This window comes from Microbacterium californiense (genome assembly GCF_047246625.1).
Lineage (GTDB): Bacteria > Actinomycetota > Actinomycetes > Actinomycetales > Microbacteriaceae > Microbacterium.
In genome coordinates this window covers 1,418,379-1,435,057 of sequence record NZ_JBFOKQ010000001.1, presented here as the reverse complement: position 1 = coordinate 1,435,057, position 16,679 = coordinate 1,418,379, and the positions used below count along the sequence as shown (strand labels likewise).

The window sequence follows — 16,679 nt, the reverse complement described above, 5'->3', positions numbered from 1 at the left end:
GGTGCTGATGGCTGGCTCCTGGGCATCGTCTGAGGGCACGAGGAAGTCTATGGTCGCGAACAAGCGCCGCGACACTTCGGCGGAACTCGCGGTTCGTCGAGAACTGCACTCACGTGGGCTCCGCTACCGCGTCGACTTCGCGCCCGTTGCTGGTGTGAGGCGCCGAGCGGACGTCGCGTTCACGCGCGCGCGGATCGCGGTATTCATCGACGGATGTTTCTGGCATAGCTGTCCTGTTCACGGGACCTCGCCTAAGAAGAACTCGGCCTATTGGGGACCGAAGCTCGAATCCAACGTGGCACGGGACAGAGACACCGATCGACGGCTCGCGAGTGCCGGGTGGGAAGTGCTGCGATTTTGGGAGCACGAGAAGGCGACCGACGTCGCTGACAGCATTCAGCGCGCAGTCCAGCGCGCGAATTTGAGCAAGATGCAAATCCCTGCTCACGCCGCGTCTCAACGCACCGGGGGCGGCAGTCGATAGCCTCAGTTCATGCGTAGAACCCGCTTGGAACAAGATTCCATCCGTCAAGACATTTTCCGATGGCTGGACGACCGTCGGGACGGTGGCGCATATGAGTACAGTCGCGACGAGTTGGTTAATTACACGTTCAACGGCGAGCGGATCCCGCTCCTCGACACCGGACGGGGCATCCGCAATCCGTCGGATTTCGACTCGACGCTCACGATCATGACGAGTTCGAAGAAGACACGCTATTCCGACGGAATCAACTCGGATGGCTTGGTCAGATACTCATATCAGTCTCGCGATGGAGGGGACAACGTCAAGCTTCGTTCAGCCTTCGAACATGCCGATCCGCTAGTTTACTTCCTCGGTGTACGGCCGAGTCACTATGTCGCGTTCTACCCCGTCTACATCGTCCATGACGACCCGGTCGCACGCGTGGTCACCGTTGCTCTCGACGAGTCGCTCCGGTATTTCGATGATCCGCTGCACCTCAGGGAGTTCGAGAGGCGCTATGCGGAGCGCCTCGTTAGAACGCGGCTGCATCAGCCGATGTTTCGCGCCAGGGTGCTCCGGGCTTACGCCTCGGCGTGCGCGATCTGCAACCTCAAGCATGCCGAACTGCTCGACGCCGCGCACATCATTCCTGACGGGGAAGGCAGCGGCGTTGCCGAGGTGAGCAATGGCCTGGCGCTGTGCAAGCTCCATCACGCATCGTATGACCGGAACTTGCTGGGAATCACGCCGGACTACGAGGTGCGCATCAACCAGCGTCTCCTCGACGAGGTCGACGGTCCGATGCTTCGCCACGGCCTTCAAGACATGCATAAGCGGGCTCTAACGCTTCCGCGACGGCCTGCGGATCACCCATCGAAGAGCAAGCTAGCGGAGAGGTTCACCCTTTTCGCGGCGTGAAAGTGACTTCTCGCGCTCTCGGAGGGGAACGACTAGTCGGTTCACCTACGTGTGGCATGAGGGACCTACTATCTGCCGGTCAACCCGGGTTGATCGCCCGAAACTCTAACTTCCGGTAACGATCCAGAAACACCGGCATACCCGCTCTCAGCGTTCTGTCAGGATTGACCTCATGACTACACCGAACACTACTCCCGCGGGCTGGTACGACGACGGCTCCGGGCGTCAGCGTTGGTGGGACGGTCAGCAGTGGGGGAACTTCGCCGACGAGGTCAGCGCACCGGCTCCCACGACTGATGGGTCCGCCACCTCTGCCGACGCCTCCACTCCCTCGGACGCCCCTGTCGAGTCCGCTCCTGAGACCTCGGCGTTCACCGCCCCGAGCTACGAGCAGAACGCAGCCCCGGCTTACGCCGGTTCGGCACCCGCGCCTGCTCCTTACGCGGGCGGCGGCGCGCCGTCGTACCCGGGCTCCGGCGCTCCGGCCTATGTCGGCGCCCCCTACGGCTCCGAGCCGACCGCGAAGCCGAAGCTCAACCTCCTCGCGCTGGTTTCGGCCATCGTGGGTGCGATCGGCTTCATCTTCGCCTGCATCCCGGGCGCCCTGATCGTCGGCTGGATCCTGCTGCCGATCGCCTTCGTGCTCAGCATCGTCTCGCTGTTCCTCAAGGGCGACAAGAAGTGGCTCGGCTTCGTGGGCCTGGGTCTGTCGATCCTCGGCACGATCGTCGGCTTCATCGTCTTCTTCGCGGTCGTCGCGAACTCCTTCAACGAGGCCTTCGGCGACCGTGACGTCACGGTCACGCAGCCGTCCGAGTCGTCCAGCACGGACGAGTCCGACGAGCCCGCCGAGGAGGAGTCCACCGGCGGTGACGAGGGCAGCCGCGACAACCCGTTCCCGGTCGGATCCGAGATCAGCAGCGACGACTGGACCGTCGTCATCAACTCGGTCAACGCCGACGGCAACCCGGTCGTCGCCGAGGCGAACCAGTTCAACGAGCCGGCTCCCGCGGGCTCGCACTACGAGATCGTCAACTACACCGTCACCTACACGGGCGACGAGTCGGGCTACGCCGCTGAGGCGATGGTCGACGCAGTGACGTCCTCCGGCAACGTGATCAACAGCTACGACGCCTTCGTCAGCCTCACCGACAGCTTCGGCTTCGACGAGCTGTACAACGGCGGCACCGCCACGGGCTCGGTCGCATTCCTCGTCCCGGACGGCGACACCATCGTCCTCCGCGTGACCCCCGGCATCCTCGCCGACGAGGTCTTCGTCAAGCCGTAAGGCACGCAACGCACACAGAGGCCCTGACCGGCGGATGCTGTCAGGGCCTCTGTCGTGTTGCCGGGCGAGTGTGCCCCCCAGTGTGGTGAGCGCAAAGCCGAGCTGCGGGGAAATCAGAATCGAGCGAGGATATCTGCCTTCTTCGTCGCGAACTCTTCCTCGGTGAGGATGCCCGCATCGCGCAGGGATGCGAGCTGCTGAAGCTGGGCGCCCAAGTCGGGTGCTGCGCTGGGCGATACCGGCGCGGTCTGCTGCACGACGACTGGTGCGTTGCTCTTCTCTTCCTGCGCTCCCACAGCCGCGAGGATGGCCGTGCGGAACTGTACGGCCTCGTCTTTGCTCACCCGGAAGGCGACCGAGTTGATAGCTCCGCCCGAGGCGGTCTGAACCTCGACGGCGTAATACATGAGACCGTCTTTCCGGCTCGCGACGTTGGTCACGTGCTTGAGAAGAACCATGTCGTGCTCGTCCTTGCCGCCTTTGACTCCGGTGGCGAGGAGTGAAAGCCCGGCTGTCATCACACCCGCAGTGATCTTCCCGCCGGACACCCCGCGCGGGCGCTCCCACTCAAGCCTGTCGGGCCAGAGTTGCACCCTTGCGTTCTTGCCCTCGATGTGGCTCTCGAGTTCCATAATGGGCCGATTAGCGGAGCCAGAATCACGCGCCATGGAACGAGGGTCGGACTTCTCGTCGCGGCGAGAGGCGGCGAAGTCGCCCTTCGCTTTGTCCAGTCCAGCTTGCGCCTGACCGACCGCGTTGGCGGCAGCATCCTTTGCCTTATCGAACAACCCCATCAAGTCCTCCTCGTTGACTAGTTAAGGACGACGCTATCGGACGACGTCAACCTTGTCCGTCGTGAAACTCGCGCACCCGCCCGCGGATTTCGCGCGCCGTCTCCTCCGCTTCGCGCATGAGCGTCAAGAGGCGCGCGTGGTGCTCCCAGTGCGACTGCCACAGGTCTTCTCCGACCACGGCGGCGAAGTCGATCCGCGCGGGCGTACCCCACTGCTCGAAGCGGGTCAGACGCTCGGCGCGGTCGTCGATGTCGACCACGCCGCGTCGCTTCGGCGACCGGGGTGCCTCGCTGTACATCCAGGCGCGCCACGGCTTGTTGCCCTTGCTCTGGTTGCACTTGCCGCACGCCGGCACAAGGTTACGGATCTCGGAGATGTACCCCGTCGGACGCTGTCGGTCGACCAGCGGGCGAAGGTGATCCCACTCGGTGCTGGCGTCTCCGCAGTAGGCGCAGGTCACCTCGCCGAGCATGTCGAGGATGCCGAGAGCCTCGCGCACCTCGTCCTCGGTCGGCACGACGGCGGGGATGACGCCGTTCACGAAGGCGTTCGTGATGCTCGAGGAGCGCCCGGTGATCCGGACAGGCTTCGGCATGGCGAACAGACGGAGGTACGTCGTCGCGACGACGATGGCGGTGTCGTCGACTTGGCCCGGAGGCGGATCGCTCAGCATCCTTCGATTCTGGCGGAAGACGGCGTCCTCCCTTCACGATGCACGAGCACACCGGAGCACGATGCAGGCTGGCTGCGCCCCTAGCGGTGCGAATCGCACAACCGTACCGCTCCGAGTTCAACAAACTGCTCCCGGCATTGGACACACCCCCTCCTCCCGGCGGATACTCGACACACCCCGTGCCGCCGTCCCCGGCCGGACACCACATGTCTTCCACCCCTCCTCCCGCCGCCTCCGCGACGATCGCGGTCGTCGGCGCGGGCCGGCTCGGCCGGGTGCTGGCGCAGGCTCTCGAGGCCGCGGGCTACACGGTGCACGGACCGCTGCGCCGGAGGCAGGGGATCCCGGATGCCGACATCGTGCTGCTGTGCGTGCCCGACTCCGCGATCCCCGACGTCGCCGCGGATGCCCGCCCGCGCGCTCGGCTCGTCGGGCACGTCTCCGGCGCAACCCCGCTGACGCACGTGGACTTCAGCGTGCATCCGCTGCAGACCTTCACGGGGCGCGAGGGGCCGGAGGCGTTCCGGGGCATCGGCGTCGCGATCGACGGCCGTACCCGCACCGCCCGGAAGACCGCCGAGCGCCTCGCCCTGGCCCTCGGCGCGAAGCCCTTCATCGTCGACGACGCGCACCGCGCGAGCTATCACGCGGCCGCGTCCTTCGCATCGAACTTCGTGCTCACGGTGCTCGACGCGGCCGAACATCTCGGACGCGACGCCGGACTCGACCGCGCCCACCTCGCACCCCTCGTGCGACAGACCGTCGACAACTGGCTCGCGCACGGTGCCTCGAACGCCCTCACCGGACCCCTCACCCGCGGCGACGAGGCCACCGTCGAGAGGCAGCGTGCCGCGGCATCCGCCCTCGACCTCGCTCCGCTGTTCGACGCGCTCGCGACGGCCACCCGCGAGATCGCCGCCCGGAGCGCCGACGGCGATGCACCCGTGCACCTCACCCCCGCGAAAGACCCGGCATGAGAATCCTCCGCACCGTCTCCGAGGTCCGCGACGCGGTCCGAGCCGCCCGAGGAACAGGGGCGACGGTCGGACTCGTCCCGACGATGGGCGCATTCCACGACGGACACCTGTCGCTCATGCGCCGTGCGCGGGAGCAGCACGACCTCGTCGTCGTCTCGCTCTTCGTGAATCCGACGCAGTTCGCCGCGAACGAAGACCTCAGCACCTACCCGCGCGACGAGGCCCGCGACGCGGCGCTCGCCGAGGCGGAGGGCGTCGACATCCTCTTCGCCCCGGAGCCCGCCGAGATCTACCCGGACGGCTTCGCCACGAGCATCCACGTCGGCGGCATCACCGAGGTGCTCGACGGCGCCATCCGCGGAGCGCAGCACTTCGACGGTGTCGCGACCGTCGTGACCAAGCTGTTCGGCATCGTGCGCCCCGACGCCGCCTACTTCGGCCAGAAGGACGCCCAGCAGGTGCTCGTCGTGCGCCGCGTCGTGCGCGACCTCGACCTCGACGTGCGCATCGAGGCGTGCCCGATCGTCCGCGAGCCCGACGGCCTCGCGATGAGTTCGCGAAACGTGTACCTCGACCCCGAGTCCCGCGCCCGCGCGACGGCCCTGAGTCGCGCTCTCGCCGCCGCCGACGACGCGCACCAGGGAGGGGAACGGGAAGCCGACGGCATCCGCTCCGCCGCCCTCGCCGTGCTCGCCGATGCGGGTATCGAACCCGAGTACCTCGAACTCCGCGACGCCGAGACCCTGGCATCCGTCGGCCGAGTCGACCGCGACGCGCTGCTCCTCGTCGCCGCCCGCGTCGGCGCCGCCCGCCTGATCGACAACCACCTCCTGGAAGGCGACGCCTGATGCGACGCACCATGCTGAAGTCCAAGATCCATCGCGCCACGGTCACCGGCAGCGACCTCGCATACGTCGGCTCGATCACGATCGACCCCGATCTGCTCGAGGCCGCCGACATCCTGCCGCACGAGCAGGTGCATGTGGTCGACGTCGACAACGGCGAGCGGTTCGTCACCTACACGCTCGAGGGCGAGCGCGGCTCGCGAGTCATGCAGGTCAACGGGGCGGCGGCGCGACTGGTGCACCCGGGCGACACGATCATCGTGCTCTCGTACGCCGAGTACTCCACCGCCGATCTCGCCGACTACGCGCCAACCGTGGTCCACGTCGACCGCGCGAACGAGATCGTGCGGATCGACGACGCCGTCGGCGAGCTGGTCGCCCGATGAGCGCCCACCCCGCCCCTCGGCGTCGGGTGACCCTGCTCGACCTCGCCGAGAAGAAGCGGGCGGGCGAACCGCTCGTCATGGTCACCGCCTACGACCACCCCAGTGCGCGCATCGTGGAAGACGCGGGCGTCGACCTCGTGCTCGTCGGCGACTCGGCCGCGATGACCGTGCTCGGTTACGACAGCACCGTTCCTGTGACGATCGACGAGATGCTGATGCTGACGAAGGCCGTGCGGCGCGGGCTCTCGGCGCCGCTGCTCGTCGGCGATCTGCCGTTCGGCTCGTACGAGGCGTCCGACGAGCTCGCGCTCGCCACGGCCCAGCGGTTCGTGAAGGAGGCGGGCGTAGACCTCGTCAAGATCGAGCGCGGCGGCACCACGGTCGACCGCGCCCGGGCGCTCGTCGCCGCCGGCATGCCTGTCGTCGGACACGTCGGACTCACCCCGCAGAGCGCCGCCGCCCTCGGCGGGTACCGCGCGCAGGGCCGCAGCGCCGAGGCCGCGCTCGCCGTGATCGACGACGCCCTCGCCCTCGAACGTGCGGGATGCTCGCTGCTCGTCGTCGAAGCCGTGCCGTCCGAGGTCACCGCCGCCCTCATGCAGCAGATGCGAATCCCGGTGATCGGCATCGGAGCCGGAGCGGATGCCGACGGCCAGGTGCTCGTGTTCCACGACCTGCTCGGCGTGCACGACGGTCCGACCGCCCGGTTCGTGAAGCGCTACGCCGACGTCCGGGCTGTCGCGGTCGATGGGGTGAGCGCGTACGCCAAGGAGGTGCGGGCGCGGGCCTACCCCGGCCCCGAGCACGGATATCGGATGCCGGGCGGCGAGCCCGCCCGGCTCGCGGCACTCCTCGCCGCCCGCCACACCGGTTCCTGAGCGATTCGGCCACCGGTTCCTGAGCGAGCGAAGCGAGACGAAGGACGCCCATGCAGGGACTGCTTGTCGCCAGGCCACCGGTTCCTGAGCGAGCGTAGCGAGACGAAGGACGCCCTGTGGATAACGCAGACGGCGGCGGAGCGATACCGGCTACCTTGACGCGGTGACCTCGAAAAGACTCCGGCTGACTGCGCTCGCGCTGGTGATCCTGACCATGGCCAGCGGATGCACCACCACCCCGAAACCCGAACCGACACCCACGCCCGCCTTCGCGTCGGAGGAGGAGGCGTTCGAGGCAGCGGAGAAGACATATCGGGAGTACATCGACGCTGTGAACGCACGGATTGCGGGGGAGACGTCACCCGATCCCCAGGATTATCTGATCGGACTGGCGCTGGAGACAGACATCGACACGGAAAGATTCATGGCAGAGCAGGGATACCGCACAACGGGGGCAATGTCGATCGCCTCCTTCAGCGGGAGTGAAGTCCGGTTCCGTGCTCGTGACGCGACGATCACAGCCACGATCTGTTTAGATGCTTCGGAGATACAGCTGCTCGATTCGGCGGGCACCAACATCACCCCTGTTGATCGAGAAGACGTCGTCGCCCAACTTGTTGAATTCGTGGGGACCGGGCCTGAGCTCAAGGTCCTCGAGGAATCCGAGGGTCCGGCGGGCGAATGCTGAAGAGAGGAGCTCAGGGGGCCGCTTTGATCTGCTTGATCATCGTGCTCTCCTTACCGCCCGGAGTGGCGCTAGCGGCCCAAGGATGCTCGCCGGGAGGCAACGCGACCGGCGCCTGTTCATCGGTCAACAACGGCACGAGTGTCACGGTGGGTGGGCAGCGCTCGACCGTTCAGTCTCCCGCGTCCCCGAGTTCACCACGCAGATCTTCGAATCCTGGCCCGTCCACCGGACCGGACCCGCAGACGCTGTATGCCGAGCGTGTCGCCCGATACGAGTCCTGCATGGCTGACCGCAGCCGACCCCGCGGGTGCATCACGCCACCCGACCCGCCCGAGGCCGGACAACCCGCACCCCCGGCCGCGGCCCCCGGCGTCCCGGCGATCACGATCACCGATCTTGCGAGCTTCTCGCCCGATGCGGTCACCCCCACGGTCGACCCGTTCAATGTCGGCGTCGCCGGACTTCCCGCGAACTTCGTCGCGACGGCCACGACCCACACCCGCACCGGCACGCTCTTCGGCGCCCCCGTGACGGTCCGCTTCACCCCGGTGGCGTTCGACTTCCACCACGGCGACGGCACGACGACCACGACGCGCACCGGCGGCGCCACGTGGGAATCTCTCGGCGTCCCGCAGTTCACTCCGACCGACACCAGCCACGTCTACCGCGAACGCGGCACCTACGACACGTCCGTCACCGTCCACTACACGGCCGAGATCGACCTCGGTGCCGGCTTCACCCCGATCGACGGCGAACTCACCACTCCTGGACCCACCCAGCAGATCCGCATCTTCGAGGCCCGCACCGCCCTCGTCCAGCACACCTGCCTCGAAGATCCCCACGGCATCGGCTGCTGACCGCCCGAGCTGCACGCGTCATCGTTTCCCGGGCGACCACCCGGGCTGCTGGCGCGCGTCGCTTCCGTGCGGTGAGGAGTCAGAACACGCCGCAGGGAGTCGGGGGATGGGGCGTGTCTTGACCCCTCGCGTCGCGGGTCACGGCTGAGGGGTGGGCGCGCGTCGCTTCCGTGCGGTGAGGAGTCAGAACACGCCGCAGGAGAGTCGGGGGATGGGGCGTGTCTTGACCCCTCGCGTCGCGGGTCACGGAAGGGCGCGCGCCACTCCCCGGGGCGGGGTCAGTGGCGCCAGCCGATGCCGGTGCCGGCGATGCGGCGGCCGGCCTCGTCGGCGGCGACGGGCTCGCCCACGTCGGCCCCGCGCTCGAGCGAGACGACGGAGTGCACGACCGACTCGGCGTACACGTGCACGAGGTTGTAGCCCTGCGCGGCATCCTGTCCTCGCGTGGCTCCGACGGGCTGCGCGAGGTCCTGGCCGTACGCGCTCGACGAGGCGACGGCGACCGGGATCCCCGCGAACGTGCCGAACGAGGGGTGGTGCACGTGTCCCGAGAGGATGGAGCGCACATCCGATCCGCGCAGCACCTCAGCGAGCGCGGGCTGGTCGCGCAGCTCGACCGTCACGGCGAGGTCGAGCACGGTCGGCAGCGGCGGGTGGTGCATGAGCAGCAAGGTCCCGTCGGGTGCGGGCGACGCCAACTCGCTCGAGAGCCACGCGAGCTGCGCGGGGGTGACCTCGCCCCAGTGCGCCCCGGGAACGGTCGAGTCCACGACGATCACGCGCAGACCTCCGAACCACCGCACCTCGGTGATCGGGGCATCCGGCGCCTCGACGGCATCCGCCGTGCCCGCGACCGCAGGTCCGAGCCCGAGCTCCGCGCGCATGGCCCCGCGCTCGTCGTGGTTGCCCGCGGCCCACACGACCTCGCAGCCCAGCGACTCGGCCGCGGGCTCCACCAGGGCGCGCAGCCGCCGGTACGACGAGGCGTCGCCGCGGTCGGCCAGGTCGCCGGTCATGAGCAGCGCGTCGGGACGCAGCCCGCTCTCGACGAGCCGCGTCAGCGCGAGCGACAGGTTCGCGTCGGCATCCGTCCCGCTGCCGTAGAGCGGCGCGCGCTCGCCGGGCAGATGCGTGTCGGAGATGTGCACGAAGGTGTGCGACGGGCGGGGGTGTTCGGTGAGGATCATGTCTCTTCCTGGTCAGCGAACGGTCGGAACGGTCAACGGATCGCGCCCCGCGCAGGGCGGCGACGGATCAGACGGCGGCGGCGGTCGTCCCTTCGACGAGCGAACCCGAGAACGCGCGGCGCACGGGGCCGTCGACGTCGCCCGCCAGCAGCGACTGCATGGTCTCGACGGCGGCGGCGGCCACCGCCTCGACGGGGATGCGCACGGTGGTGAGACCGAGCAGGTCGGCGCCGGGAAGGATGCCGTCGCACCCGGTGACGCTGACGTCTCCGGGCACGCTCAGCCCCGCGTCGCGGAGGGCGCGCATGACGGCGAGCTGCCGGTAGTCCGAGGCGCACATCACCGCGGTGGCTCCGGCGCGCACGGCCTTGAGGGCCTCGTCGACGCCGTCGGACGGCGCGGCCCCGGCCGAGATCATGGTCACGGCGACGCCGGCCGCGACGAGCGTCTCGCGCATCGCGAGCGCCCGCAGGTGCTCGGGGTACGACGCCTCCGGGCTTCCGGCCAGCACGAGGACGGCGCGGTGCCCCAGCCCGGCCACGTGGCTGGCGAGCAGCCGACCGTGCGCGGGGTCGTCGTAGTGGGCGGTGTGGATGCGATCGGACTCCTCGACCCGACCGGCCCGGAGGATCGGCACCTGGTCGGCGAAGGGCTCGAGCTGGGCGGCGCTGATGCCTCCGGTGGCGACGATGAGCCCGGCGACGCGCATGCCGAGTAGGCGCTGCAGCGCGTGCACCTGCTTGGCACCCTGCTCGTCGGCGCCGATCGTGACGGTCACGAGATCGATGCCGCGGCGATGCGCCTCGTCCTGCAGCCGCGAGAACAGCAGACCGTAGGCGGGGTTGCTCGCGTCGCGCAGCATGAGGCCGACGGTGTCGGTGCGGCCCGCGGCGAGCTCGGCCGCCATCGTGTTGCGCACGTAGCCCAGGCGTTCCGCCTCCGAGAGGATGCGCTCCTGCGTCTCGGGAGCGAAGCGCCCCTCGCCCTTCAGGGCGCGGGTCGCCGTGGCGCGGGAGACGCCGGCCGCCGCTGCCACGTCACTGATCGTGACGCGCAACGCCGGAGTGACCGCGTCGCGCGGCGCACCCGCTCCGCCCGCACCCCCCGCGGCACTCTCGGATCGACCGGCGTCCGCACGGCGTGCACCCTCCTGCACCGTGCCCATCCGCCGCGAGCCCTCCCCCTCGGCATCCGTCCCGTTCGTGTCCGTCGTCGCGGCCGACGCGGGAACCCCCCGCGGCTCCTCCGACGACGGAGAGTCTCCCGAGGGCGGCGAGCCCCCGGCATCCGTCCTGCTCATGCCCGCTGCTTCCGAGACCTGCGGGGCGCACCGGCGCGCGATCCTCGTCCATACACGAGATACATGGTGACACCCATGATGATCATGAGGAGCACCGTGTAGACGAAGGTGATCGGCATCGCGTCGAGGTTGTTCTCGCCGCGCGTGCTCTCCTGGATCGCGACGCCCAGGGGCTTGTACAGCGGGTGGTAGAGGAAGATCGCCGCGTCGTAGTCGTCGAGCAGGCTGTTGAAGTTCAGCGCGGTGATGGCCGCCGCGGTCGGCAGCACGAGCGGGATGAGCACGCGGCGGAACGTCGTCAGCGACTTCGCGCCGAGGATGCGCGAGGCGTCTTCGAGGGAGTCGGGGACCGAGGCGAACCCGGCCTTGAGCAGCCGCAGCGTGAACGGGATCTTCACCGAGATGTAGGCGATCAGCAGCAGGATCGGCGTGCCGGTCAGCACGATGTTGCCGACGATCGCCTGCGGACGGTCGAACGCCATCACCAACGCGAGGGCGATGAGCACGATCGGCAGGATCCACGGGATGTGCAGCACGTACTCGATCGCCGAGGTGAGCAGGTTGCGGTGCTTCTGCAGCATCCGCGCCACGAACAGCAGCCCGCCGACCACGATGATCGACGCGAGCGCGCTGTAGACGACGCTCACGATGAACGGCCGCAGTGCCTCGGCGCTCGAGAACACGGTGACGTAGTTGTCGAGGGTGAAGCTGTCGAGGGTGATGGATCCGGCGAGGATGCTGCGGGCGTCGACGAACGAGAAGATCACGATCAGCACCACGGGGATCAGGTAGATCACCCACAGCGCGTACGCGATGACGTGCACGACGACGTTCGCGAACGGGTTGCGGATCTGCTGCTTCTGGATCGGCGTCGCCACTTTCGCGACCGAGAAGTACACGCCCGACTTCTCGGCGCGGTTCATGATCGCGAGCAGGATGATCGTGGCGATGCCGAGCACGATCGCGAGCAGGGCCGCGATGTCGCGCGTGATCGGGCTGCGCGACAGATCGATGATGAGCGGCGCGACGGTCTGGAAGTCGGGTCCGCCGAGCACGAGCGGAGCGGTGAGCGCGCCGAGTCCGATGAGGAACGTCAGCACCGTCACCGCGAACAGCATCGGCTTCATGACGGGCAGCACGATGCGCCGCAGGATCGTCCACGTCGACGCGCCCATGAGCTTCGCCGCCTCGATCGAGGCGTAGTCGACCTTGCCGAGCGACGACGACAGGAACAGCATGTGGTTCGTGGTGGTCGCGAAGGTCATCACGAACACGACGGCGAAGTACCCCGAGAACCAGTCCCGGTCGAGGTCGGGGGTGATGTTCACGAGGAGGTTCGTCACGAACCCGAACCGGCCGTAGATGAAGTTGTAGCCGGCGGCCAGCACGATGCCGCCGTAGATCAGCGTCGTCGCGTAGCCGAGCCACAGGATCTTCGCGCCGCGGATCTTGAAGTACTGCGTCACCAGCACGATGAACACGCCGACCACGTTCACCGTGATCGAGAGCGTCACCGCCAGCAGGAAGCTGTTGCCCAGCGTCTTCAGCGCGCGCTCGCTGCCGAGCAGCTTCTCGATCGCCCGCAGGCTGAACTGCCCGTCGGGGAAGAAGGTGATGCCGAGCAGGGCGGCGTTCGGCAGCACGAGAAACGCGGCGGCGAACCAGATCACGACGATGCCGGTCACCCAGGCGATCGGGGAGCGGAGCATCGCACGGATGCTGCCGCGCGCGCCTCGGCGCTTCGACGGGCCCTTCGCCTCGACGTCGGCCGTGGTGGCGAGGGCGCCGGGCACGTCGGTCATCGCTGCGGACGGCGGCGGGACGGGCTGCGCGGACTTCTGCGGATCCGACATGTCAGGCCGCCGGGTACTGCAGGACCCACCGCGGGTCGACGTCGACGCGCACGGCATCGCCCGGACTCCACTGATGGGCGGCCGCGCCGGCGGGAACGCTCACGCGCAGCGCGGCATCCTCCACCGCCACGGTGTAGACGCTGTGGCTGCCGTGATAGGTGCGGTCCACGATCGACCCCTCGAAGGATGCCGGGGCCGAGGTCGTGTCGCCGACGGGCGCGAGGTGCAGCTTCTCGGGCCGGACGTAGCTCTCGCTCGTCGCGTCCAGCGCGCCGCCGAGGCTCACCAGCTGGGCCGGCGTGAGGCGGTTGTTCTCGCCGATGAAGCGGCACACGAACGGGGTGGCGCTGCGGTCGTAGATCTCCTCGGGGGTGCCGACCTGCTGCAGCGTTCCGGCGTCGAGCACGGCGATCCGGTCGCTGAGGGTGAGGGCCTCCTCTTGGTCGTGCGTGACGTAGACGGTGGTCACGCCGACCTCGTGCTGGAGCTCCTTCAGCTGCTCGCGCAGCTGCACGCGGAGCTTCGCGTCGAGGTTCGACAGCGGCTCGTCGAGCAGCAGGATGCTCGGGGTGAGGGCGAGCGCGCGGGCGATGGCCACGCGCTGCTGCTGCCCGCCGGAGAGCTCGGCGACGTTCTTGTCGAGCTGCGAGGAGGCCAGTCCGGTGCGGTCGGCGACCTCGTTGACGCGACGGCGCTGGTCGGCCTTCGACACCTTCTGCACCGACAGGCCGAAAGCGATGTTGTCGCGCACGTTCATGCTGGGGAACAGAGCGTAGTTCTGGAAGACCATCCCGACGCCGCGCTTCTCGCTCGGCACCCGAGTCACGTCGCGGCCGTCGATGAGGATGCGTCCGCCGGTCGGCTCGACGAATCCCGCGAGGGCGCGGAGGGCGGTGGTCTTGCCGCATCCGGAGGGACCCAGGAGGGTGAAGAACTCACCCTCCTGGATCTCGAGGTTGAGGTGCGAGACCGCACGGTGCTCGCCGAAGGTGACCTCGACGTCGTCAAAACGGATCATGTCGTCTTACTCACTCCTCGTGCGATGCGTGCGGGCTCGCGGGGCTCAGCCGATGTACTCGAGCGTGACCTTCTCGACCCAGGCGCCGAGGTTCTCGCTCACGAAGCCGAAGTCGATGTCCTGCCGGGGCAGACCCTCGAGCAGCTCGACGACCTCGGGGTTGGCCTGCTCGATGGCGCCCTCGTTGACCGGCATCGAGTTGAACTCGGCCGCGAACTCGCCCTGCACCTCGGCGCTGCCGAACCAGTCGATGAACTCCTGCGCCTTCTCCTCGTTGCCCGTGCCGTTGATCTGCGCGATCTGCTCGGTGACGTAGGGGACGCCGTACTCGGGCACGATCATGCCGGTCGTCGTGCCGTACTCCTCGTCGCGGGCCGCGATGCCGCTCGAGGGGAGGACGCCGTAGTCGACCTCTTCGCGCGAGATGCGGGCGTACAGATCCGTGCCCTCGACCGCGGGCGAGCCGTTGGCGTAGTACGCCTCGACCTTCTCCCAGCCCTCGTCGCTGACGCCGAGGTCGCCGTCCTCGTCGAGGTAGCGGGTCAGGATGCTGGCGAGCACGAGCTGCGGTGTCGCCTGGCCCAGCGCGGGGTTGACCTCGTAGCGGCCGGCGTAGTCCTCGGTCCAGAGGTCTTCCTCGTCGGTCGGAGCATCCGTGATGCGGTTCTCGTCGTAGACCGTGACGATGGCCTGCTCGACGAGCGGCCAGAAGGCGCCGTCGGCCGGGTCGCCCGCGTCGGCCGGAACCTCGCCGCTCCAGCTCGGCTCGTACGCGGTGATGGCGTCTTCGGCCTTGAGCTGCTCGAAGAACATGTTGTTCAGGCCGAACACCACGTCGCCGACCGGGTTGTTCTTCTCCGCGATGATGCGATTGGTGAGGTCGGCGCCGCCCAGGCCCACGATCTCGATGTCGATGCCCGCCTCGGCGGCCTTCTCGGTGATCCACTCGCCGCGACCGTCGCTGTTCGAGTTCGTGTAGACGATGAGCGTGTCGCCCGACCCGCCCTCACCGTCGCCGGAGCCGCTGTCGGAGGAGCCGTCGCCGGCCGCGCATCCGCTGAGTGCGATCGCCGCTGCTGCCGTGATCCCGAGGAGAGACCAGCGCCTCTTCCGCATGTCGACCATGTTCGTCCCTTTCTCGCCTTCGAGCTGTGTCGGGTCGACTTTACCCGCAGTTTGTGTCGAAGGCACAAAGATTGTTTGTTTTCCTCGGCGCGGTCGCGCGTCCGCACTCAAGATAGGGAGGTTTCGTGAACGCCGGGTGAACCTCGGCGGGCGCCCCGGCATCCGTTCGCCCCTCTTCGTGGGCACCGCGACGGGAGGAGAACTCCCTAACTGAAGGAGAGTTCGCGGGAAAAGCTCCTCCGAACGCGGAGTTCTCCTTCGTTCCGGGTGAGGGTGTGGCGGATCAGGCGGGTGAGGGGACCAGGAGGGTGGTGGCGGATCAGGAGGGCGCCGACTGCTCGTGCACCCAGCGCAGGAGGTCGCCGGGCTGGCACTCGAGCGCCTCGCACAGGGCGTCGAGCGTGGTGAAGCGCACGGCCTTCGCGCGGCCGTTCTTCAGCACAGCGAGATTGGTCGGGGTGATGCCGATCCGCTCGGCGAGCTCGCCCACGCCCATCTTGCGGCGGGCCATCATGACGTCGATGTCGACGACGACGGGCATCAGATCACCTCGTCGTCGAGTTCGGACCGGAGTGCGGTCGCTTCGGCATCCCGGTCGATGGCCTGGCGCAGCAGCGCCTTCATGACCACCATAAGCAGCGCCATGCCGGCGAGGACCACACCCGCCCCGCCGATGAGGGCGACGAGCCCGGGGGCCGTGGAACCCGGGGCGAGCAGTGCCGCCAGTATGAAGGCGAGCGCCGACGCCGCCGCGATCGCGCCGATGATGACATCGACGTAGCGGAAGGATGCCGGGGAGAAGATCGACCCGCGCCGCACCTTCGTCAGCAGCATCCACACGCAGACGCCGAAGACCTGCAGCGTCGCGACGCCCAGCACCGCGATCGTGACGAGCGCGATGCGGCCCCAGAGCGCTTCGTCCTCGAGGTCGATCCAGACCAGGGGCACGATGACCGTCTGCACCACGAGCGATCCGGCCAGCGCGACCGCGATCACGGCCTGCAGCACGACGATGGTCGCCTTGTTCATGTCGCCTCCACGAATCGAGTAACGACGATAATCTATCGTTAATCGTTCGATCTGTCGAGCAGGCAAGGCTCGGCTCACGCGCGAGGAGGCGGCCCCTCGGATGGGGGAGTCGCGCCTCCGGCATCCGCGTCTCCTCCGGCATCCGGTCGCTCGTCGGCCTTGGGGCTGCTGCTCTGCGTGTCGAAGGCGATGCCGAGGGCGATGCCGATCGAGATGCCGAAACCCATGCCGAGGGCGAGGTTGTCGAACACGAGCAGGCCGAACACGGCGCCGAAGGCGATGCCCAGCGCGATGCCGATCGCCAGGCCGTTCTGGGACTTCTTCTCCGACTTCTCTTCGGGGTCCGTCATGCCTTCGACGGTACGGATGCCGCGGACGGCGCGCATCCCCCGCGCGGCGG

The 16,679-nt window shown here is 68.3% G+C and carries 19 protein-coding genes; 9 read left to right on the top strand and 10 right to left on the bottom strand.

Annotated elements, in window-relative coordinates:
* The first annotated feature begins 7 nt into the window (after positions 1-7).
* The 3 genes from AB3M82_RS06825 to AB3M82_RS06815 all read left to right on the top strand — a co-directional run bounded on the left by AB3M82_RS06825 (position 8) and on the right by AB3M82_RS06815 (position 2,669).
* Positions 8-484: a very short patch repair endonuclease gene (locus AB3M82_RS06825; RefSeq protein ID WP_412956540.1), complete on the top strand. Its 477-nt coding sequence runs from the start codon at positions 8-10 to the stop codon at positions 482-484.
* Positions 485-493: 9 nt separating this feature from the next.
* Positions 494-1,381 carry an HNH endonuclease gene (locus tag AB3M82_RS06820; protein ID WP_412956538.1) on the top strand — a complete coding sequence of 296 codons (888 nt, stop codon included), beginning with the start codon at positions 494-496 and terminating at the stop codon, positions 1,379-1,381.
* A 172-nt stretch (positions 1,382-1,553) separates the two neighbouring features.
* Positions 1,554-2,669 carry a hypothetical protein gene (locus tag AB3M82_RS06815; RefSeq protein WP_412956536.1) on the top strand — a complete coding sequence of 372 codons (1,116 nt, stop codon included), beginning with the start codon at positions 1,554-1,556 and terminating at the stop codon, positions 2,667-2,669.
* Between the two features lie 113 nt (positions 2,670-2,782).
* Here the strand turns inward: AB3M82_RS06815 and AB3M82_RS06810 are convergent, their stop codons facing one another.
* Together AB3M82_RS06810 and AB3M82_RS06805 are read right to left on the bottom strand one after the other, a co-directional pair.
* On the bottom strand, positions 2,783-3,463 hold the full coding sequence (locus AB3M82_RS06810) for an SHOCT domain-containing protein (RefSeq protein WP_412956534.1): 681 nt from the start codon (positions 3,461-3,463) through the stop codon (positions 2,783-2,785).
* Positions 3,464-3,509: 46 nt separating this feature from the next.
* Positions 3,510-4,136, bottom strand: a complete 627-nt coding sequence (locus AB3M82_RS06805) for an HNH endonuclease (RefSeq protein ID WP_412956532.1) — start codon at positions 4,134-4,136, stop codon at positions 3,510-3,512.
* Between the two features lie 206 nt (positions 4,137-4,342).
* On the opposite strand from AB3M82_RS06805, the gene AB3M82_RS06800 reads away from it, so the two are divergent.
* From AB3M82_RS06800 to AB3M82_RS06775, 6 genes are all read left to right on the top strand, one after another.
* A complete protein-coding gene (locus AB3M82_RS06800; RefSeq protein ID WP_412956531.1) occupies positions 4,343-5,113 on the top strand; it encodes a Rossmann-like and DUF2520 domain-containing protein in 771 nt (256 codons plus the stop codon).
* Positions 5,110-5,961, top strand: coding sequence for a pantoate--beta-alanine ligase (gene panC / locus AB3M82_RS06795; RefSeq protein WP_412956529.1), 852 nt, complete (start codon positions 5,110-5,112; stop codon positions 5,959-5,961). Before AB3M82_RS06800 ends, panC begins: the two co-directional genes overlap by 4 nt.
* Positions 5,961-6,344 (top strand): aspartate 1-decarboxylase, encoded by a 384-nt coding sequence (gene panD, locus AB3M82_RS06790; RefSeq protein ID WP_412956528.1) that lies wholly within the window; start codon positions 5,961-5,963, stop codon positions 6,342-6,344. Before panC ends, panD begins: the two co-directional genes overlap by 1 nt.
* The gene (gene panB, locus AB3M82_RS06785) at positions 6,341-7,222 is read left to right on the top strand and encodes a 3-methyl-2-oxobutanoate hydroxymethyltransferase (RefSeq protein WP_412956526.1); all 882 of its coding nucleotides are present in this window, start codon (positions 6,341-6,343) and stop codon (positions 7,220-7,222) included. The genes panD and panB overlap by 4 nt, the downstream gene beginning before the upstream one ends.
* Positions 7,223-7,385: 163 nt before the next feature.
* Positions 7,386-7,910 carry a hypothetical protein gene (locus AB3M82_RS06780; protein ID WP_412956525.1) on the top strand — a complete coding sequence of 175 codons (525 nt, stop codon included), beginning with the start codon at positions 7,386-7,388 and terminating at the stop codon, positions 7,908-7,910.
* Positions 7,911-8,191: 281 nt separating this feature from the next.
* The gene (locus tag AB3M82_RS06775; protein WP_412956523.1) at positions 8,192-8,767 is read left to right on the top strand and encodes a hypothetical protein; all 576 of its coding nucleotides are present in this window, start codon (positions 8,192-8,194) and stop codon (positions 8,765-8,767) included.
* Positions 8,768-9,045: 278 nt separating this feature from the next.
* Here the strand turns inward: AB3M82_RS06775 and AB3M82_RS06770 are convergent, their stop codons facing one another.
* From AB3M82_RS06770 to AB3M82_RS06735, 8 genes are all read right to left on the bottom strand, one after another.
* Positions 9,046-9,954, bottom strand: a complete 909-nt coding sequence (locus AB3M82_RS06770) for a metallophosphoesterase (RefSeq protein ID WP_412956521.1) — start codon at positions 9,952-9,954, stop codon at positions 9,046-9,048.
* Positions 9,955-10,021: 67 nt separating this feature from the next.
* Positions 10,022-11,254: a LacI family DNA-binding transcriptional regulator gene (locus AB3M82_RS06765; RefSeq protein ID WP_412956518.1), complete on the bottom strand. Its 1,233-nt coding sequence runs from the start codon at positions 11,252-11,254 to the stop codon at positions 10,022-10,024.
* Entirely contained in the window at positions 11,251-13,107 is a 1,857-nt protein-coding gene (locus AB3M82_RS06760; protein WP_412956516.1) for an ABC transporter permease, read from the bottom strand. Before AB3M82_RS06760 ends, AB3M82_RS06765 begins: the two co-directional genes overlap by 4 nt.
* Position 13,108: 1 nt before the next feature.
* Positions 13,109-14,125: an ABC transporter ATP-binding protein gene (locus tag AB3M82_RS06755; protein WP_412956514.1), complete on the bottom strand. Its 1,017-nt coding sequence runs from the start codon at positions 14,123-14,125 to the stop codon at positions 13,109-13,111.
* Between the two features lie 45 nt (positions 14,126-14,170).
* Positions 14,171-15,250, bottom strand: a complete 1,080-nt coding sequence (locus AB3M82_RS06750) for an extracellular solute-binding protein (RefSeq protein ID WP_412956512.1) — start codon at positions 15,248-15,250, stop codon at positions 14,171-14,173.
* A 319-nt stretch (positions 15,251-15,569) separates the two neighbouring features.
* Positions 15,570-15,791, bottom strand: a complete 222-nt coding sequence (locus AB3M82_RS06745; protein ID WP_412956511.1) for a helix-turn-helix domain-containing protein — start codon at positions 15,789-15,791, stop codon at positions 15,570-15,572.
* A complete protein-coding gene (locus AB3M82_RS06740) occupies positions 15,791-16,279 on the bottom strand; it encodes a DUF2975 domain-containing protein (RefSeq protein ID WP_412956509.1) in 489 nt (162 codons plus the stop codon). The genes AB3M82_RS06745 and AB3M82_RS06740 overlap by 1 nt, the downstream gene beginning before the upstream one ends.
* A 74-nt stretch (positions 16,280-16,353) precedes the next feature.
* Positions 16,354-16,629: a glycine zipper domain-containing protein gene (locus AB3M82_RS06735; protein WP_412956507.1), complete on the bottom strand. Its 276-nt coding sequence runs from the start codon at positions 16,627-16,629 to the stop codon at positions 16,354-16,356.
* Between the last annotated feature and the right edge of the window lie 50 nt (positions 16,630-16,679).